The organism is Caballeronia telluris (assembly GCF_001544495.1).
Classification (GTDB): domain Bacteria; phylum Pseudomonadota; class Gammaproteobacteria; order Burkholderiales; family Burkholderiaceae; genus Caballeronia; species Caballeronia telluris.
The window spans coordinates 1-18,920 of sequence record NZ_FCNZ02000051.1 but is presented as its reverse complement, the minus strand read 5'-3'; the positions used below and the strand labels follow the sequence as shown (position 1 = coordinate 18,920).

Annotated in this window: 16 protein-coding genes; 10 read left to right on the top strand and 6 right to left on the bottom strand. The window is 64.4% G+C overall.

The annotated features are described in order from the left end of the window. Positions 1 to 291: 291 nt before the first annotated feature. Complete coding sequence (locus tag AWB66_RS35010; RefSeq protein ID WP_327355740.1) at positions 292 to 420, top strand: hypothetical protein; 129 nt, start codon at positions 292 to 294, stop codon at positions 418 to 420. Continuing rightward, positions 410 to 676, top strand: a complete 267-nt coding sequence (locus AWB66_RS35005; protein ID WP_327355738.1) for a hypothetical protein — start codon at positions 410 to 412, stop codon at positions 674 to 676. The genes AWB66_RS35010 and AWB66_RS35005 overlap by 11 nt, the downstream gene beginning before the upstream one ends. Positions 677 to 1,070: 394 nt before the next feature. Here AWB66_RS35005 and AWB66_RS30430 read toward each other — a convergent pair whose 3' ends face one another. Together AWB66_RS30430 and AWB66_RS30425 are read right to left on the bottom strand one after the other, a co-directional pair. After that, positions 1,071 to 2,363: an MFS transporter gene (locus AWB66_RS30430; RefSeq protein WP_087633737.1), complete on the bottom strand. Its 1,293-nt coding sequence runs from the start codon at positions 2,361 to 2,363 to the stop codon at positions 1,071 to 1,073. An 80-nt stretch (positions 2,364 to 2,443) separates the two neighbouring features. Continuing rightward, complete coding sequence (locus AWB66_RS30425; RefSeq protein ID WP_087633736.1) at positions 2,444 to 3,634, bottom strand: M20 aminoacylase family protein; 1,191 nt, start codon at positions 3,632 to 3,634, stop codon at positions 2,444 to 2,446. A gap of 112 nt (positions 3,635 to 3,746) precedes the next feature. On the opposite strand from AWB66_RS30425, the gene AWB66_RS30420 reads away from it, so the two are divergent. After that, entirely contained in the window at positions 3,747 to 4,664 is a 918-nt protein-coding gene (locus AWB66_RS30420) for a LysR family transcriptional regulator (protein ID WP_235021319.1), read from the top strand. 603 nt (positions 4,665 to 5,267) lie between these two features. Here the strand turns inward: AWB66_RS30420 and AWB66_RS30415 are convergent. From AWB66_RS30415 to AWB66_RS30400, 4 genes are all read right to left on the bottom strand, one after another. After that, positions 5,268 to 6,200, bottom strand: coding sequence for a D-2-hydroxyacid dehydrogenase (locus AWB66_RS30415; RefSeq protein ID WP_235021318.1), 933 nt, complete (start codon positions 6,198 to 6,200; stop codon positions 5,268 to 5,270). A 36-nt stretch (positions 6,201 to 6,236) separates the two neighbouring features. Next, on the bottom strand, positions 6,237 to 6,959 hold the full coding sequence (locus AWB66_RS30410; protein WP_087633738.1) for a GntR family transcriptional regulator: 723 nt from the start codon (positions 6,957 to 6,959) through the stop codon (positions 6,237 to 6,239). Between the two features lie 61 nt (positions 6,960 to 7,020). Continuing rightward, a complete protein-coding gene (locus tag AWB66_RS30405; protein WP_087633735.1) occupies positions 7,021 to 8,928 on the bottom strand; it encodes a TRAP transporter large permease in 1,908 nt (635 codons plus the stop codon). Positions 8,929 to 8,963: 35 nt separating this feature from the next. After that, positions 8,964 to 9,995 carry a TRAP transporter substrate-binding protein gene (locus tag AWB66_RS30400; RefSeq protein WP_087633734.1) on the bottom strand — a complete coding sequence of 344 codons (1,032 nt, stop codon included), beginning with the start codon at positions 9,993 to 9,995 and terminating at the stop codon, positions 8,964 to 8,966. A gap of 259 nt (positions 9,996 to 10,254) precedes the next feature. Here AWB66_RS30400 and AWB66_RS30395 point away from each other — a divergent pair, with 259 nt between their 5' ends. The 7 genes from AWB66_RS30395 to AWB66_RS30365 all read left to right on the top strand — a co-directional run. Continuing rightward, a complete protein-coding gene (locus AWB66_RS30395; protein WP_087633733.1) occupies positions 10,255 to 11,745 on the top strand; it encodes an NAD-dependent succinate-semialdehyde dehydrogenase in 1,491 nt (496 codons plus the stop codon). Positions 11,746 to 11,767: 22 nt separating this feature from the next. Continuing rightward, positions 11,768 to 12,592: an HpcH/HpaI aldolase family protein gene (locus tag AWB66_RS30390; RefSeq protein WP_087633732.1), complete on the top strand. Its 825-nt coding sequence runs from the start codon at positions 11,768 to 11,770 to the stop codon at positions 12,590 to 12,592. A gap of 20 nt (positions 12,593 to 12,612) precedes the next feature. Further along, a complete protein-coding gene (locus tag AWB66_RS30385; RefSeq protein ID WP_087633731.1) occupies positions 12,613 to 13,794 on the top strand; it encodes an acyl-CoA dehydrogenase family protein in 1,182 nt (393 codons plus the stop codon). 12 nt (positions 13,795 to 13,806) lie between these two features. Then, positions 13,807 to 15,585 (top strand): FAD-dependent oxidoreductase, encoded by a 1,779-nt coding sequence (locus tag AWB66_RS30380; protein ID WP_087633730.1) that lies wholly within the window; start codon positions 13,807 to 13,809, stop codon positions 15,583 to 15,585. Then, on the top strand, positions 15,578 to 16,810 hold the full coding sequence (locus AWB66_RS30375; RefSeq protein ID WP_087633729.1) for a CaiB/BaiF CoA transferase family protein: 1,233 nt from the start codon (positions 15,578 to 15,580) through the stop codon (positions 16,808 to 16,810). Before AWB66_RS30380 ends, AWB66_RS30375 begins: the two co-directional genes overlap by 8 nt. Further along, a complete protein-coding gene (locus AWB66_RS30370) occupies positions 16,807 to 18,447 on the top strand; it encodes a GMC family oxidoreductase (RefSeq protein ID WP_087633728.1) in 1,641 nt (546 codons plus the stop codon). The genes AWB66_RS30375 and AWB66_RS30370 overlap by 4 nt, the downstream gene beginning before the upstream one ends. Continuing rightward, the coding region (locus AWB66_RS30365; RefSeq protein ID WP_143328368.1) for an electron transfer flavoprotein subunit beta/FixA family protein at positions 18,444 to 18,920 on the top strand (477 nt) is incomplete at its 3' end. The genes AWB66_RS30370 and AWB66_RS30365, both read left to right, overlap by 4 nt.

Below are 18,920 nucleotides of genomic sequence, written 5' to 3'. Positions count from 1 at the left end.
GCTGCGAATGCATGAGCCGATATCGGTACGTGCCGCCTTGATGGGATCAAAGGGTAGGTCCAAGACTGCTTAACCTGAGCATCGAGAAAGAAGCGTCTCCGACTTCATCTACATAGCAAAAAGCGACGAGTAGCGACGTCCGCGGAGCATTTTTGCATATGCCCAAGCGTGGGACATTGCGCGGAGGGGAATGCGTGCGACACAACAGGGCTTTCTGAGGCGGTGTTGCCCCAAGCGTGCCGGTACAGACGCGAGCACGTCTTTACGGCGACTTTCTGGCTAGGTCCCGGCATGATCTGGCTGCTGGACGATACGCTGGCGACCCGCAGGCTGATCGGCCGCTATATCGACGTATGGGAGTACCCGGACGGGCGCCTTGAGATCCGCACTGACGGCGTCGTGCTGCGCTGTGCCGTATGACAAGCTCGCGGAGATTGACCAAGGCGCGGTGATCGAGCATAAGCGCCTCGGTCATGCGCTGCAAGTCGCAAAGGCACTGCAGGCACAGCGCGAAAACCGCCGGACCTCGGGTTCGCCGTCACGGACGAATGATGGTGTGGCGGTACGCAAACCCAAACCCTGGCCCCGCACGAAGAACCCGCGCGCATTCACGTGGGCCGATCTGGATCAGGCAATCGTGCAGGTCGCAGCAATCGAAGACGCCTTCAACACCTGACCAGCGGTATGCTCGCACTCGCTGAACGGTCCGACGCGCCCCTGTCCGGTCAGGGCCGTCCTTGAACACTACGTGGATTCAAACCGTTGAAGACAGAGTAGATCACCCATCCAAAGACGACATCTGCATCTATTCGGCGCTACGACATTTCAAAATAGCCTCGACACAGAGCTAAAATGCCTCCGGACTAACGGGTCATCCCATCCGGCGACGGGGAAGGAACCGACACTCTCAACGATCGAAGACGCGGATACGCTCGCGATGCTGCAAGGGTTTCTCGTGGCGGCGGCGTCATGAACACGCCGGATGATGGGAAGCGCCGCATGCCGTCGGCGCTCGTCACGAAGCCCTGGCGCCTCACCATGCCCAGGCGGCGGGTGACCGTCCGCGGCGCTCAGGCCAGTTCTCGACCGCCGGTTTCCTCGAGCTTTGTAATCGCGTAAAGCGAAATGATGACGCACGCGATCATGTACCAAGCCGGTGCCATTGTGTTGCCCGTGACCTTGATGAGCCATGCCACCACCAGTTGCGCCGTGCCACCGAACACGGATACCGCGACCGCGTAGGCGCTGCCCAGATAGCCGGCGCGCACGTGCTTCGGAAAATTCTCCGGCAGGAGCGCATACGCCGGCGCGGAACCCATCGTATAAAAGAACATCAGCAGCACGATGAGACCCAGCACGACCGGCAGCGCCGGGAACTGGTTCATCAGCCAGAACGCCGGATAAAGCAAGGCAACCAGCACCAGGCGCCCGGTCACGATGAGCGGCTTGCGGCGCTGCATCCGGTCGGAGAGCGCTCCCCATATCGGACACAGCGTGAGCGAGGCGAACGCGGCACCGATCGACACCAGCATCGAAAGTCTCGCCGGCAGCTTCAGATACTGAATCAGGTAGGTAGGAATATAGTAGATAAGGACGTAAGTGGCGACCGTCATGCCCATGATGGCGAAGACGGTGAGAAACCATTTGCCCACGAGCGCCCGGTCGAGCCCGGCGGTCTCCGACTTGCGAGCCGCCGGCGGCTCTTCCACGATATGCCGCCGCAGATATACGCCGACGGGCATGATCAGGATCCGGACCACGAACGGCACGCGCCATCCCCAGTCGAGCATCTGGGCGCGGCTGAGGTAGTAATTGAGCAGCGCGGCCATGCCGGAGCCGAGCAGCGCGGCTGCGCCCTGACTCGCGAGTTGCCAGCTCGCGCGGAGAGCGCGGCTTTCCGCCATGCCCGTCTCCAGCAGCGTCGCCGTCGCCGCGCCGAATTCGCCGCCCTGCGCGAAGCCCTGCAGCAGGCGGGCAAACACGATCAGAGCGGGCGCGGCGAGTCCGATGGCCGCGTAGGTGGGCGCGAAGCCGATCAGCGCCGAGCCAATCGCCATCAGAAAGATCGTGAGCGTGAGCGCTGCGCGGCGTCCGCGCCGGTCCGCATAGCGGCCGAGCACGAAACCGCCGACTGGCCGCGCGACGAAGCCGATCGCGAACGCCGAGAGCGCGAGCAGCGTGGAGACCACCGGGTCGTCCGCCGGAAAGAAGAGCTGCGCGATGGTCAGCGCGAAAAAGCTGTAGACGGTGAAGTCGAAAAATTCCAGCAGGTTGCCGATGACGGCGGCAACCACAATCCTGCTCTGCGACACGGATGTCGATGCGGGCGGAGCGAGCGGCTCCGCAATGGGCTTGGCTGACATGATGCACTCCTTGATTATCGGTTGTACGTGCGGGGCGGTGCGCGGCACGACGTGAATCGATGGAGAAGAAAGCCCTCGCGTCAGGAACGCGTGGCGAGAAATCGTTCGACGAGGCGCGTCCAGTACGCCGCGCCCACCGTGAGGTTGTCGTCATTGAAGTCGTATGACGCGTTGTGCAACGCCGCGGCGCCTTCACCGTTACCGAGGCGCAGGAAGCAGCCCGGCCGCTCCTGCAGGTAGTACGCGAAATCCTCACTGCCGGCGATCGGACCGAAGCCGTCGATCACGTTCGCGTCGCCCACGAGTTCGCGCGCCACCTGCATCGCTAGTTGCGTCTCGCACTCCGTATTGACGAGCACGGGGTAACCCGGCAAAAGGTCGACGTCGATGCTCGCGTCATGCGCGTCCGCATACGCCTTCGCCAGCGCGCGGATGCGCCGCTCGATCAGCTTGCGGACATCGGCATCGAAGGAGCGCACGCTGACCTTTAGCCGCGCCTCCTCCGGGATCACGTTCGCGGCACGTCCCGCGTTGAAAGCGCCGACGGTGACCACGGCGGCCTGCATCGGGTCGACGCTGCGCGACACGACGGTCTGTAGCGCGCCGACAAGCGCCGCGCCGACCACGATCGGATCGACCGTCAGATGGGGACGCGCCGCGTGACCGCCGCGCCCGCGAACGGTCAGCTCGACCGTATCGCACGCCGCCATGAATGGCCCGCCGCGAAACATGAAAGTGCCCGCCGGACAGCCAGGATGGTTATGCAAGCCGAAGATCGCGTCGCAGGGAAAGCGATCGAAGAGGCCGTCTTCAATCATCCGCTTGGCGCCGCTGTCCGTGCCGATCTCCTCGGCGGGCTGGAACACGAGGTGCACCGTGCCCTCGAAGCAGCGCGTGCGGGCCAGTTGGCGGGCCGCGCCGAGCAGCATCGCCGTGTGGCCGTCGTGCCCGCATGCGTGCATCATGCCCGGCTCGACGCTGGCGTAGGCGCGGCCCGTCTCCTCGTCGATTGCGAGCGCGTCCATGTCGGCGCGGATTGCCACGGCGCGCGAACCGGCTCCCGCCTTCAGCGTGCCCACCATGCCGGTCCCACCCAGTCCTCGCGTGACCGCGTAGCCCCAGCTTTCGAGGCTCTGCGCGACGAGATCGGCCGTCTTGACCTCCCGGAAGGCGATTTCCGGATGACGATGAAGGCAATGCCGAATGCCGCGCAGTTCGTCGCGCAGGTCGAGGGTGTCGCCGAGTGAGCAGAAGTCCTGACTGAATGACATGGTCGTTTCGCTTTGCGAGCAGGAAGAGGAAGCTCAGTATTTCGCCGAAAAAATGCTGGATCAATGACCCGTGCGGTCGATAATGTTGACCTGGATGTCAACGGACAGAATCATGCCGAACCCCACCGAAACCTTGCTCAACACCCGATGCCTGCGCTATCTGCACGAGATCGACGTACATGGCGGCGTGCGGGCCGCCGCGGACGCGCTGTCGATCAACGGCTCGGTCATCAGCCGGCAGGTGGCCCATCTGGAAAGCCTGCATGGGGTGGCGCTGCTCGAACGAAGCGGCCGCCGCGTAGCGCTGACGGAAATCGGCAAGAGCCTCGTCGAGCATTTTCGGGAGAGCGTGCGGCGCGATGCGGAACTGCTCGCGCAACTGGAGGACTATCGCGGCTTGCGGCGCGGGCGCCTCGCCATCGGGATCAGCGAGGGTTTCGTCGAGAAACTGCTGGCCACGGTGCTGGAGCGATTCAGCTTGCAGTTCCCGGACATCTTCGTCGAGCTGCGCGGCGGTGCCACCGCCGATGTGATGTCGATGGTCCATAACGGCGAGGTCGATCTCGGTATCTGCGTGAGTGGCAGCAGCGACCCGACCATACGCGCGCGGACCTTCCGCGCCGCACCGCTCTGCGCGCTCGTCAGTCCGCATCACGCGCTGGCGGGCGAGCGGCGGGTCCGCTTCGAGCAACTGGCCGCGCACCGGTTGATCTTCATGACGGCGCGCTTCGGCGTCCAGCTGTACCTCGACTCAATGATCCGCGCTGAACGGCTCAATCTCACGCCGGCATATCGCTGCGACCTGTTTTCGGCGGCGCAGGCCATCGCCGCGGCGGGTCTCGGCGTCGCGTTCATGTCGAAGGACGCGGCGCAGTACTACGTGAACGCCGGCAAGCTGGTGCCGCTCGAAATCGACCATCCGATCGCACGCGAATACGGCTCACAAGTGATACGGCGGCTGGGCCGGCGCCTGTCGCCCGCCGGCGAATTCGTCTGGTTGCATCTCATCAAGGCAATGCAAAGCCGCTGAGGGCGGCGAACCGGCGAGGCAGCCTGACGAGACCGATCGGCCTCGTCTTCCGGTGCCGCAAGGCGACCGGTTCCGGCACGACACCGATAGCCACGCCTGCGTCGATCGTCCGGCACGCCGCTTCGAAATTGCGCACCTGTCCGTATTCGCAATTTCAGACGGGCAACGGGCGCGCGCGGCGGCCCTCAAGATGAACGCATGAATCCCGCTCGACGCGGGCAAGCTCACGAGATGGCCGTCGAACATCTGCGCTGAATTGACCGACGCCCGCTGCGGTGACGGTGGCAAGCGCCCGGCCGGGATACCTTCGAGGGCCAGTGCAGTAGATTGACGCTCAACGTCACAACTTCGGTTTCGCTGTCGGGCCAGACAAAGCGATCATTGGCTTCGAGTCTCTTGAGCATGAGCAACGCGGCCTCGATCAGTGCCCGCTTGCCAGCCTCGTCACATAGCGACGGCGCCCGTCGCGGCTTTGACGAACTACTTTCAAATCTGAGTCTTTGCCAGTCATAGGCGTCCACCTCCGAATAGATGGAAACCTATGCTCCTCGCTCAGAGCGTCGTTGGGTAGGCGCCGAATATGGATCGCTTACCTCGCACGCATCAGGCGGCGTGCGCATAGTGCGCTTCGATGCCGTCTGTCAGTTGTTTGACCAGCCGCGTCATCGCGACGTCGGTACGCCATGCCACGTGCGGAGTCACGAGCAGGTCGGCTCGCGCAGTGCGCAACAGCGGATGGTTTTGTGCCGCTGGCTCCTGTTCCAGCACGTCGAGCGCGGCGTTGGCGATCAGCTTGCGATCCAGCGCTTCGGCAAGCGCCGCTTCATCGACGATCCCGCCGCGCGCGGTATTCACGAGGGACGCGGTGCGCTTCATTAATTCGAATTCACGGATGCCGAAGAGATGCCGCGTATCATCGGTAAGCGGGCAGTGCAGGCTGATCACATCGGACTCGCGCAGAACGTCGTCGAACGCCGTATAACCGGGGCGTAGCGCCGCAGCGTTCCGTCGATCCGCGAGCAGCACGCGCATGCCGAACGCTTCGGCGAGTTGCGCAATGCGTTTACCGCCGTGACCTGAGCCGACGATGCCGAGCGTCGAGCCATAAAGGTCCGCCACCGGATGCAATTCCGCGTAGAACGTGGGCGAGCCGCTCCATCCGCCCTTGTGGACGTCGCGCCAGTACGGCACGAGATTGCGGCGCAGCGCCATCATCAGCGCGAACGCGTGTTCGGGGACGGAGATGGTGGAATACCCAGCGCACGTTACCACGCCGATTCCGCGCTCACGGCTCGTTTCCAGATCCAGGTGATTGACCCCGGCAGCCGGCACGGCGATCAGTTCCAGCTCCGGCAATTGCAATAGCGCCTCACGCGAGAGCGGCACTTTATTGGTCACGACGATTTGCGCGCCATGGCAGCGCTCGACGACCTCCGCGGGCGCCGTCGACGGATACTCGATCCAGCGGTGCGGAAATGAGAACCGCGGCATGTCGGCGGAAAGCGTCCCGCGATCCAGAAAGACGATGGTCTTCAAAAAACGGGCTCCGTTTCTATTGGCGATAGGACCGATTCAACGCTCGGAAGGACTGGTAGAAACGGTGTCGAGCATGCGCTTCTTGCCGGTCTGCACGTGCATCTCGAATGCCTGCGCGGCGAGGTCGGCCTGACCCGTGCGCAGTGCCTCGAATATCTCGCGATGCTCCTTCGCCGAGCGCTGCATCTGCGAAAAGGAATAGACGCCCTTGTGCAGATAGAGCGTCAGTTCCTCCTCCACCGCCTGATTGATCTTGATGAGCCGCGGGTTCTTGGTGGCGTCCATCAGTTGCCGATGGAACTCTTCGTTGAGCGTCTGGTACTCGTGGCCGTCGCGCACGACAACGGCCGCTTCCATCTGGTCGATCAGAATGCCGAGCAACTGCTCCTCGTCGCCCGTCAGGCGCAGTGCGGCAAGGCGGCCCGCCGTCCGGGCAAGTCCCGCGCGGATCTCGTACAGATCCATCGCCTCTTCGAGCGACAGGCGCCGCACCTCCGCGCCCCGGTTTGGAACGATCCTCACGAGGCCCGCCTGCTCCAGCGCGCGCAGCGCCTCGCGCGCCGAATTGCGCCCGACGCCGATCTGGTGCGCAAGCGCCTGCTCGTTCACGCGCTCGCCTGGACGAAGGTCGCCGCGCTGGATCATCGCTCGCACTTGCGCGCGGACTTCGTCCAGTTTCGAGGCAATCGCCTCGGGCGCGCGAGCGTTGGTCTTGCCGTCAGCCGGACCGGCTGCCTCGTTTTTTAGTTCATTTTTCATGTCGGTTTTCAGGGCCGCCGCCCTCATCAGTGCCATTTTGTTCCCTATTTTGCACGGCTTTTCACGGCAGGAACCCGGTCGACACCCACGGCACCGCAACGATCACCACCAGCGCCACCGCCAGTGCGCCGAGATACGGCCATACGCGGCGCATCGCGCGGGTAGGGTCGACCTTGCTCACCGCGCACGCCGCGTAGAAGCCAAGACCGATGGGCGGCGCGAACAGGCCGAGCCCCATCGCGAACACAACGACCATCGCGTAGTGCACATCCGAGATCGCCATGGCGCGGGCGATCGGGAAGAGCAGCGGCCCGAACAGCACGATTGCCGGAATGCCCTCCAGGAAGCTGCCGAGGATCACGAATGTCACCGCCGAGATCGCGAGGAAGCCAAGCTTGCCGCCGGGCACGGCCATCATCAGCGAGGCGAGCTGCGCTGAGAAGCCCGACTGCGTGAGCGCCCAGCCCATCGCCGTGGCGCAGCCGATGATGATCAGGATCGCGCCGGAGAGCGACGCCGTCTCGACCAGAATCGGATAGAGCCGGTTCCATTCGAAGCGCCGGTAAACCAGCAAGCCCGCGACGCAAGTGTAAGCGACGCCAATGGTCGCGACCTCCGTCGCGGTGGCGATGCCTTCGACCACCGCCGCGCGGATCACGAACGGCAACGCCAGCGCCGGCACCGCGACAAGCAGTGCGCGTCCGATTTCGCCGCGCGATGCGCGCTTCACGCCTTCGAGCTTTTCCTTGCGGCTCTTGAGCCAGATCACGGCGCACAGCGCGATCGCGCCGACCACCGCCGGCATGAAGCCGCCGGTGAACAGCGCGGCGATCGACACGCCCGTGACCGAGCCGATCGTGATCAGCACCAGGCTCGGCGGAATCGTCTCGGACATTGCCGCCGCCGAACTGAGCATCGCGACGAGGTCGCCTTCGTTCGCGCCGCGCTTTTTCATCTCGGGAAAGAGGCCCGGTGCGAGCGCGGCCATGTCGGCGACTTTCGAGCCGGAGATGCCCGAAACCAGATACATCGCGCCGATCAGCACGTAGGCGAGGCCGCCGCGCTTATGCCCGATGAGCGACGCGAGGAAGCGGATCATCGCCTCGGCGAGTCCCATCGCTTCCATCAACGCGCCGAGCAGGATGAAAAGCGGCACGGCGAGCAGGATCAGGCTCGACATGCCCTGGCTCATCGTGCTGACGACGATCGTGAGCGGCGCCTCTGTTACCGTCGACAGGTACGCGAGCGTGCACACGCCGAACGCAACCATGATCGGCACGCCGAGGCAGATTATCGCGATCGAACCGACGGCGAAGAAGAGGATGAGACTCGCTGCCGTCAGCGGTGCGAGCGCGTTGCGGGCGAAATACAGGACGAGCGCGACTCCGGCGACAAGCGCGAACGCGGCGGCGCAGTCACGCAGCGTCGAGCGTTCAAGCAGGCGGGTGACGGCGAGCGCAAGCATCAGCACGGCTGCGACGGGAATCGCCGCGGCCGGAATCGCATTCGGCAGGCCGAGCGCGGGCGTCGTGATGATCCATTCGTCCATCGCCCATTCGGTTGCGGGATGCACGAGCAGTAGCACGAACGTCATCACGATAAAGTTGCCGAGCGTCTCTGCGAAGACGCGCCGCGACGGCGACATCTTCGCGAGGAACATGGTGAGGCGCATGTGCTCGCCACGCCGCAGCGCGATCACGGCACCGAGCATCGAGAGCCAGATGAACAGGATCGACGCGAGCTCGTCACCCCAGATGATCGGACTGTGCAGCAGGTATCGGCCCGTCACGTTGGCGAGGAGCAGCACAACCTCGACGACCAGCAGCACGGCGGCCGGCACCTCCGTGATCCACTTGATGAACGTTTCGAGCGCGGCGCCCGCGCGCACTACCCTCGATGGGTCGGTGCCGGTTCCGGGCGCGTCGAATTCGTTCGCGAAAACCTGCTCCGGGTGAACTCGGGTAGTCATGACATGTTCTCCAGACACTCGTGGACGGTGCGCGCTCATGCGAGCTTCTGCGTGTATTTTTCGAGCAGCGCCCACGCTTCGTCGCCGTACGTCTTGCGCCACTGATCATAGAAGCCGGCTTTTTGAAGGGTCGCGCGAAACGGCTGAATGTCCGGCTTGTTGAACGCCATGCCGTGCGACTTGAGCTGCGTTTCGAGCGTCGTGCTGAGCGCGGCGACGTCCGCGCGCTCCTTCATCGCCGCGGCGTTCAGATGTTTCGCGACGACCGACCGCAGGTCGGGCGGCAGCTTTGCCCACGAACGCGCGTTGCCGAGAAACCAGAAGCCGTCCCAGATGTGGCCGGTGAGGGAACAGTACTTCTGCACTTCATAGAAGCGGCCCGTTTCAATCAACGCGAGCGGGTTTTCCTCCGCATCGACGACCTTCGTTTGCAAAGCGGAATACGCCTCGCTGAAGTTGATGCTGGTTGGCGACGCATCGAACGCCTTGAACATCGATGTCCATAGCGGACTCACCGGTACGCGGATTTTCAGGCCCTTCAGGTCCGCCGGCGACTGCACCGGCCTGATCGAACTCGTCACATGGCGAAAGCCGTTGTCCCACGCCTTGTCCATCGCGACCAGCCCGACCTTCGAGATCGCTGTGCGGATATGCGCGCCGAGCTCGCCGTCCATCGCGGCCCAGACCTGGTCATAGTCCTTGAACGCGAAGCCGATGCCGTTAATCGCGGAAACCGGCACCAGCGTGGACAGTACGACGCCGCCTTGCGTCAGGAAGTCGATCGCACCGGAGCGTACCTGCGACAGCATGTCGGTGTCCGTCCCCATCTGGCCGTTCGGAAAAATCTGCAGGTCGACCCGTCCGCCTGTTTCCTGGCGGATCGCGTCCGCCGCTTCCTTCGCGCGCACGTTCAGCGGATGCGCGATGGCGAGGTTATTCGCGTACTTCAGCTTGAACTGCGTGGCCTGCTGCGCGCGGGCGCTGCTCGGCACGATGCTCGTGCCAAGCGCGACCGTCGACGCTGCGCCGACGGTCTGCAGGAAATCACGACGGGAAAACGAATTCATTTGTCTCGCTCCATGAATGGACTTTGGACGTGCGCGGGGGGCACCGGCGCGTTCGTTGTGTCCGTTGTGTTCGACTGGGTTTGCACGCTGTCGATTTGGTTTCGCTGACACACACTCTAAAAGTGTTGACACTTCGATGTCAAGGTGTTGATATAAGAAAAAGAGTGCACACAAAAAGACGGTCCTATCAACACCGACGTCGGGCCCAATGAACGCGTACCGTCTGACGAAAGTGGCGAGATCTACTCAGGAGGCAGTAATGGAGTTACAGGAGCACTACCGCAAGCACGGCTTGCTGATCGGCGGGCGCTGGCAGCCCGCGACGGCCGATGACGGCCAGCTCTCGATCAATCCCGCGACTGAAGCGCCGCTCGGCCATACGCCGCTCGCGGCAAAGGAGCAGGTCACGCAGGCGATCGACGCGGCTGTGATCGGCTCGCGCGCGATGCGCGAGATCACGCCGTGGGAGCGTTCGACTCTGCTACGCCGCGCCGCTGCGCTGATCCGCGAACGAGCGCCGCAACTCGCGCGCATCGTCGCGCTGGAAACCGGCAAGCCCATCGCGCAGGCGACGGGCGAGGCGAATGCATCGGCGGAATCGATCGACTGGTTCGCCGACGAAGCTCGCCGCGTGTTCGGCATGTCGTATGAGAGCCGCGTGAAGGGCGGACGCTATCTGGTGCATTACGAGCCGCTCGGCGTAGTCGCCGCGTTCACGCCGTGGAATTTCCCGCTGCTTTTACTCGCCCGCAAGATGGGCCCGGCGCTCGCGGCGGGCAATGCAATCGTGATCCGGCCGTCGAACGAAGCGGCGGGCGCGACCATGGCGCTCGTGCGCTGCTTCACGGACGCCGGTTTCCCCGAAGGCGCCGTGAACCTGGTAATCGGCAAGCCGGACGCGATCACGCCGACGATCATGGCCGATGCGCGTGTCGCCAAGATCAGCTTCACGGGCTCTGTGCCGATCGGGCGTCAGATCGTCGAGATGTCGGCGCAGACGCTCAAGAAAGTAACGATGGAACTCGGCGGCCATGCGCCCGTGATCGTGCATCGCGACGCCGATATCGCCGCGTTTGCGCACCTCGCCTCGCTCGGCAAGTTCCGTAACGCCGGCCAGGTGTGCGCGTCGCCGACGCGCTTCTATGTGCACGAATCCATCTTCGACAAGACCGTGAAGGCGCTGGTCGAACGCTCGAAGGCACTGAAGCTCGGCGATCCGCTCGAGCAGAACACCGACCTCGGCCCGCTCACCACGTCGCGGCGCCGCGAGGCGATCGAATCGCTCGTCGACGAAGCCGCGAGCGATGGCGCGCAGATCCTGTGCGGCGGCCGGCGCCCGTCGCGGTTCGGCCGCGGCTGGTTCTACGAGCCGACGCTCATCGCGAACCCGGCGCCGCACCTCGGTCTGATGAACGACGAGCCGTTCGGCCCGGTCGGTACGCTGACACCGTTCGCGACCACCGGCGAAGTCATCGAGGAAGCCAACCGTTTGCCGTTCGCGCTCGCCGCCTACGTCTTCACCCGCTCGATGCGCAACACGATGGAAACGACCGAGCGGCTGCAGGCCGGGGTGATCGGCGTGAACACGTTCGTTGCGTCGACGGCGGAGACGCCGTTCGGGGGCGCGAAGGACAGCGGCTTCGGACGCGAAGGCGGCCCGCACGCGATCCGCGACTACCTCGACACCAAATTCATCAACCTGGAACTGGCCGAGGACGAGTCGCCCGACGCTGGATATGCCACCGCCTGACGCCCAACTAGGAACCCACCTCATGCAAAGCATCAAGAATCACGCGAAAGCGCAACTGCAAGCGGGCGGACTCGCCCTCGGCATGGGGCTGCGTCAAGCCCGCACCGTCGATATCGCGCAGATCGCGAAGACAAGCGGCTTCGACTGGCTCTTCATCGACATGGAACACAACTCGATGGACATCGACACTGCCGCGCAAATCTGCGCGGGCGCGCTAGTCGGTGGCATCACGCCGATCATCCGCGTGCCCGGCCACGAGGCGTTCCACGCGACACGCCTGCTCGACACCGGCGCGATGGGCATCGTCGTGCCGCACGTGAGCACGGCCGAGCAGGCGACGCACGTGGCGAACATGTGCCGCTTTCCGCCCGCTGGCGGCCGCTCGATTCCCGGCATGTTGCCGCAGGTCGGCTTCGAGGCGCTTCCGATCGCGGATGTCGTCCGTGCGATCAACGACGAGATTCTGGTCGTCGCGATGATCGAAACGGGCGAGGGTCTGCAAAACGTGGAAGCGATCGCGGCGGTGCCGGGCATCGACGTGCTGCTCGTCGGCACGACCGATCTCGCGGCCGATCTCGGTATTACCGGGCAATTGGGCCACGAGCGCATAGGCGATGCGATCGATGCGGTGTGCGCCGCGTGCGCGCGCCATGGCAAGGTGCCGGGCGTCGGCGGCGTGTATGACGAAGCGCTGATGCGCGCTTACGTGCAAAAGGGCGCGCGCTTCATTCTGAGCGGCTCGGATCTCGCGTTCCTGATGGCAGGGGCGAAATCCCGCTCGAAGATGCTCCGTTCGATCCCGCTCGACACAGAGCAAGACCAGGCCCTGGAACGGGCCGCATCCTGATTCGCCCGGAGGAGACAAAGTTGAATCCCGAATACGCAGCCAACCTCGTCAATCGACGCGACCTGAAACCTTACCTGAGCGCGGACCAGTTCGAATTCCGCGATTCGGTGAATCGCGTGCTGACGCGCCATGCGTCGCCCGAATACATCCGACAATGCGACGAGGAGAAGCGCTTCCCGCAAGAACTCGTCGATGTCGCCGCACGGCAGGGCTGGTTCGGCATCACGCTGCCGGAAGAGCACGGCGGGATCGGCGGCTACCTCGACATGGCCGCATACCTCGAAATCGTGGCCTATCACACGATCGCGCTCGCGCGCTTCTGGAACGCGAATGTGAACATGTGCGGCGGAGCGCTCGCACGCTTTGCGCCGGATCACATCAAGTCCGAGGTGCTGCCGAAGCTCGCCGAGGGTCGTGCATGGCTTGCTTTCGCGCTGAGCGAGAACGGCTCGGGGTCGGACGCGGCATCGCTCACGACCCGCGGGGTCGAAGACGGCGACCACTACGTGATCGATGGCACCAAGATGTGGATCTCGGGCGCCGTGCAGGCCGACTACATCCTGACCGCCGTGCGCACCGACCCCAACGCGAAAAAGCACGACGGCATCAGCCTCTTTCTCGTGCCGACCGAAACGAAGGGCCTGGCGATCAACCCGATCGACCTGCTCGGCGGCCACGCGATTCGCACCTGTGAAGTCGTTTATGACGGCGTGCGCGTGTCGAAGGAGAACATCGTGGGCGGCCTGCACGTGGGCTGGAAGAAGCTCACGACAGTGCTTTCGAAGGAACGCATTGCGTTGTCGGCGATATGCGTCGGCGGCGCGCAGGCGGCGATCGATCTCGCGCGCTGGTACGCGAACGACCGCAAGCAGTTCGGTCAATCGATCATCGATTTCCAGGCGGTGTCGCACCTACTCGCCGACATGCAGACGCGCGTCGACGCCGCTCGCATGATGGCGTTCCGCGCGGCGAAGCTGCTTGACGAAGGCGAGGCCTGCGACGTGGAATCGTCGCAGGCGAAGTATTTCGCCTCTGACACCTACGTGCAGGTCGCGACCGACGGCATCCAGATCATGGGCGCGAACGGCTATTCCGCCGAATACGCGATGCAGCGCCACTTCCGCGAAGCCAAGATGTTTCAGATCTTCGGCGGCACCAATCAAATCCAGCGCAACATCGTCGCGCGCGCGCTGAAGTCATAACGGAGATCGACGGTGAATCTGGTTCAATCGTTGGAAAGACTCGGCTTCGAAGTCGATCAGGCAAAGGCCGATGTCGTCGTGGTGGGCGGCGGCGGGGCGGCATCGCGGGCGGCGGTTTCAGCGGCGCAGGCGGGCTCGAAGGTGCTCGTGCTGGCTAAGGCGCCGGTCGGGCAGGGCGGCAGCACCGTGCACGGCGCGAGCGAGATCATGAGCATGGGCGCGTCGGGCTACGGCAGCCAGGAGGACAGCCCGACCGTCCACTACGAAGACACGATGCGCCCGGCAGGCGGCTTCATCGATCGTGATCTGGTGCGCGTGCTGGCCGAAGACGCGCCTGCGCGCATGGCCGATCTGATCAGGCTCGGCGTGCCGTTCGATCGCATCGGTGAGGGCTACAAGCTGATTCAGAGCGACTTCGGCAGCTACGCGCGAGCGCTCGGCGTAAGAGGCAAGACCGGCAAGGCGTTCGTGACCGCGCTCGCCGACGAGGCGAAGAAGCTCGGCGTCGAGGTGCGTCATTCGGTGGCTCTCGTCGACTTGTTGCGCGATGGGCGGGGACGCGTCGCCGGCGTCGTCGGCATGGATCTGGAGACGCGGCGGCTTTTGGTCGTGACGGCCGGAGCGGTCGTGCTCGGCACGGGAGGCGCGCATGGCCTCTTCTCGCAGCAGGTATCGACAGCCGAGATGACCGGCGACGGGCAAGCCATTTGCTTTCGCCACGGCGCGGAACTCGTGAACATGGAGTTCCATCAGTTCGGCCCGGCGATGGTGCATCCGTACGTGCAACTCTTCAGCAAGTCGTGCTTCATCCTGCATCCGAAGATGCTCAATCGCGAGGGCCGCGAATTTCTGACGGACTATTTGCCTGCGGGCGTCACGCAGGAAGCGGTGATGAACGAGAAGGTGTTCCCGTTCACGATCTCCAACGAGTCGCGCTACATCGACATTGCGATCGCCTCGGAAATTGCGGCGGGACGCGGCACCGGTCGCGGCGCCGTGCACTTTTCGTTCGCGCATATCGAGCCGGCCAGGCTCGCTTCGACCATCCCGAACACGATGCGCTGGATGCACGCCAAGGGGCTCGATCCGCAGCGCGATCTGCTCGATGTCGGCATTGCTTTCCAATGCCTGAACGGCGGCGTGCGCATGACCGACACGCACGCGATGTCCACGATCGACGGACTCTTCGTGATCGGCGAACTGGCGGGCGGCGTGCGTGGACCGGATCGGCCGGGCGGCAATTCGCTTGCCGAGGGCCAGGTGTTCGGTCATCGCGCGGGCGTGGGCGCGGCGGCTTTTGCGCGTGAGGACTCGTCTTCGGGAGTGGCCGATGCCGAGCGCGCTGCCGAACGTCTTTCTCTGGCGCTGAAGCCCAACCCAGGTTTCGATGCACAACGCATTGCCGCCGACGTACGCAACGCGATGCAGACGCATTGCCTCGTCGAGAAGACGGAAGCCGGGCTCAAGCAAGCGCTGCAAGTCGTGCGCGAGGCCCGCGGGCGCTTCGACGCCGGCGGCGCGGCCTCGCCGCAGAGCGTCATCGACGCGCTCACCATCGACAACATGTCAAGCACGGCCGAGGTGATTTTGCAGGCATGCATCGCGCGGCGCGAATCGCGCAGCAGCCACTATCGAACCGACTACGCCGCGCGTGACGACGCGAACTTCGGCCACGCGCTGACCATCACGCGAGGCGCCGACGATCCGTTCCGCCTGAACTTCGACGCGCTGCACTACGCGCCCGCCGACTTTCCTGAACAACCGCTTTCGCAGGCAGCCAATCATGGATAAGACGCAATCCGGCCCACTCTCGGGCTATCGCATCCTCGACCTGACGGTGATGACCGCTGGCCCAGTCGGTACGGTGCTGCTCGCCGATCTCGGCGCCGATGTGATCAAGGTGGAAGAACCCCGCGCGGGAGACTTGTCACGCAACCTCGGCAACCAGTTCATCGAAGGCGAAAGCGTGCAGTTCCTCTCGCAAAACCGCAACAAGCGCAGCATGCGGCTCGACCTGAAATCGCAGCAAGGGCGGGATGCGTTCCTGCGCATGGCCGAGCAGGCGGATGTGGTCGTCGAGAACTTCAGGCCTGGAACGGTCGACCGGCTCGGCATCGGCTATGAGGCGGTGAGGGCGCGCAATCCGAAGATCGTCTTTGCGAGCGTGTCGGCGTTTGGGCAGAGCGGGCCGTACGCCGCGTGGCCCGCGAACGATCCGATCGTGCAGGCGGTGGCCGGCCTCATGGACATGACAGGGGAGGCGGGCGGCAACCCCGTGCGGCTTGGCGCGCCGCTGCCCGACTTCGGCGCGGCCGCGCTGCTCGCGTTCGGGATTTCGGCGGCGCTGCTGCATCGCGAGCGGCATGGCGTCGGGCAGCAGATTGATACGTCGCTCTTGTCGGCCGCGCTCTTCAGCACGATCCCGCGCGACGGAGAGACACTCAGAAGCGGCAAGGCGCCTGAGCGCCTGGGAAGCGGCCATCCTACGATGGTGCCGTATCGCAACTATCAGGGCTCCGACGGCCGCTACTTCTTTGCGGCGTGCTTCACCGAGAAGTTCTGGCAAAACCTGTGCCGCGCGCTCGAGCGCGAAGACCTGCTGAGCGACGAGCGCTTCATCGGCAACACCGCGCGCACGGCGAACCGCAAGGCGCTCGATACGATCCTGGAGCAGCAGTTCCTCATGCACACCGCCGACTACTGGGTTGCGCATTTGAGCGCCGCCGACGTGCCGTGCGCGAAAGTGCAGGACTATCACACGGCGCTTACGCAGGACCCCCAGATCAAACACAATGCGGCGGTCGTCGAGATCGACCATCCGAAAGCGGGGAAGGTCACGAACATCGCGAGCCCGGTGAATTTCCATGGAAGCCCGGTCGCGTACCGGCGTCCGCCGCCCGTGCTCGGCGAGCACACGGCCGAAGTACTGGCGGAATTTGGCTTTAGCGTGAGCGAAATCGCCGCGCTCGAAGGCAAGGCATCCGTGCAACTCGCCGAAGCCGAGGCGAGATCATGAAGACGTACGCAGCTGACTATGTGATTGTCGGCGCCGGGACGGCGGGCTGCGTGCTGGCGAACCGGCTTTCGGAAGACCCCGACGTCAAGGTCATCCTGATCGAGGCGGGCGAGCGTGACCGTCATCCTTATATTCACGTGCCGGCGGGCTTTGTACGCCTGCTCGACCATCCGACCGTGACCTGGCGCTATCGAACCGAGGCGAACGCGCAGACGAGCAACCGCGAGATCCTGTTCCCGCGCGGTCGCGGGCTCGGCGGGTCCAGCGCAATCAACGGCCTGCTGTACGTGCGGCCGTTCGCGGAAGACATCGACAGTTGGGAAGCGGCGGGCGCGCGCGGCTGGAACTTCGCGGACTGCCTGCCGTACTACAGCCGCTCGGAGACATGGACCGAAGGCAGCGGCCCACAGCGCGGCACCAACGGTCCAATTCAGGTGAGCCGGGTGAAGAACCCGCCGGAGATCTGCGGCGCGGTGGTCGCGGCGGCACGGCAGGCAGGACTCGAATTCCTCGACGACCCCAACTCGACGACGCGCGGCCCGTCGGTCTGGTACTACCAGCAGACGCGCGACGGACGGCGGCGGTCGAGCGCCGCGCGCGGCTATCTGCGGCCCGCGATGGCGCGGTCGAACCTGATCGTGCTGACCGGTTTGCAAGTCACGAAGCTGGAGATGAACGATACGCACGTGACCGGCGTCTGCGCGACGACAGCGGGCGGCGAGCTTGCGACCATCCGCGCGCAACGGGAAGTGATTTCGTGCGCCGGCGTGATCGGCACACCCAAGCTGCTGGAGATCAGCGGCATCGGTGACAGGGACGTGCTCGATAACGCGGGCATTCAGACGCGCGTCGCGCTCCCGGGAGTCGGCGCGAATCTGCAGGATCATTATGTCGTGCGGCTGGGCTTTCGCGTGCGCGGTGCAGGCACCGCTAACGAACGCTCGCATGGTCTCGCGCTTGCACGCGAAATGATGCGCTACGTCGTCTCGGGCACGGGAGTGTTGACGTATAGCGCGGCGATCGTCGGCGGCTTTGCGCAGACGCTCCATGCCAACCGCCCCGACGTGCAGTTTGTGATCGCGCCAGGCAGCTTCGCGGCGGGACGCATCGGCGTGCTGGAAAACGAGCCGGGTATCTCGTGCGGCGTGTGGCAGATGCGGCCCGAGAGCCGCGGACACGTGCATATTCGCAGCAAGGACGTGGCGGCATCGCCCACGATCGCGCCTTCGTATCTCACCAGTGAGCTCGATCGCAACACAATGGTGGAAGGGCTCAGGATCGGCCGGAAGATTTTCTCGCAGCCTGAAATCGCTCGTTTCATCGTCGACGAGACGGTGCCGGGTCGCGCGGTCGAGAGCGACGAAGCGCTGCTGCAATACGTGCGCGAGAACGGTTCAACGGTGTATCACGCGGTCGGCACTTGCCGCATGGGCGAGGATCCAATGAGCGTCGTCGATTCCGAGCTGCGCGTGCGCGGGATGACGGGGCTGCGGATCGTAGATGCATCGGTGATGCCTACGATCACATCGACCAATACGAATGCGACGGTACTGATGCTTGCGGAGCGTGCGGCGCAGATCATTCGCTCGCCGCAAGCGGCGGGTTTCGCTAATCAACGATCGACGGAGACGGTATGAAGGTGCTGGTGGCTGTTAAGCGTGTGGTCGACTACAACGTCAAGGTTCGCGTGAAGTCGGACGGAAGCGGTGTGGATATCGCGAACGTGAAGATGTCGATGAATCCGTTCGATGAAATCGCGGTGGAAGAAGCTGTGCGTCTGCGTGAAGCGGGCATTGCGACGGAAGTCGTGGCCGTGTCGTGCGGCGTGACGCAATGTCAGGAGACGCTGCGCACGGCGATGGCGATTGGCGCGGATCGCGGGATTCTCGTCGAATCGGCTGATGAATTGCAGCCGCTGGCGGTCGCGAAGATTCTCAAGGCGCTGGTCGACAAGGAACAGCCTCAGTTGGTGATCCTCGGCAAGCAGGCCATCGACGACGACTCGAATCAGACCGGGCAGATGCTGGCTGCGTTGACGGGATTGCCGCAGGCGACGTTTGCATCGAAGGTCGTTGTAGCCGATGGCAAAGCGACCGTGTCGCGTGAAGTC

Coding starts and splice junctions, on each gene's coding strand:
- AWB66_RS30420 (WP_235021319.1), top strand. CDS start 3,747: ATGCCGAACCCCACCGAAACCTTGCTCAACACCCGATGCCTGCGCTAT.
- AWB66_RS30395 (WP_087633733.1), top strand. CDS start 10,255: ATGGAGTTACAGGAGCACTACCGCAAGCACGGCTTGCTGATCGGCGGG.
- AWB66_RS30405 (WP_087633735.1), bottom strand. CDS start 8,928: ATGACTACCCGAGTTCACCCGGAGCAGGTTTTCGCGAACGAATTCGAC.
- AWB66_RS30425 (WP_087633736.1), bottom strand. CDS start 3,634: ATGTCATTCAGTCAGGACTTCTGCTCACTCGGCGACACCCTCGACCTG.
- AWB66_RS30430 (WP_087633737.1), bottom strand. CDS start 2,363: ATGTCAGCCAAGCCCATTGCGGAGCCGCTCGCTCCGCCCGCATCGACA.
- AWB66_RS30370 (WP_087633728.1), top strand. CDS start 16,807: ATGAAGACGTACGCAGCTGACTATGTGATTGTCGGCGCCGGGACGGCG.
- AWB66_RS30400 (WP_087633734.1), bottom strand. CDS start 9,995: ATGAATTCGTTTTCCCGTCGTGATTTCCTGCAGACCGTCGGCGCAGCG.
- AWB66_RS30390 (WP_087633732.1), top strand. CDS start 11,768: ATGCAAAGCATCAAGAATCACGCGAAAGCGCAACTGCAAGCGGGCGGA.
- AWB66_RS30375 (WP_087633729.1), top strand. CDS start 15,578: ATGGATAAGACGCAATCCGGCCCACTCTCGGGCTATCGCATCCTCGAC.
- AWB66_RS30410 (WP_087633738.1), bottom strand. CDS start 6,959: ATGAAAAATGAACTAAAAAACGAGGCAGCCGGTCCGGCTGACGGCAAG.
- AWB66_RS35010 (WP_327355740.1), top strand. CDS start 292: ATGATCTGGCTGCTGGACGATACGCTGGCGACCCGCAGGCTGATCGGC.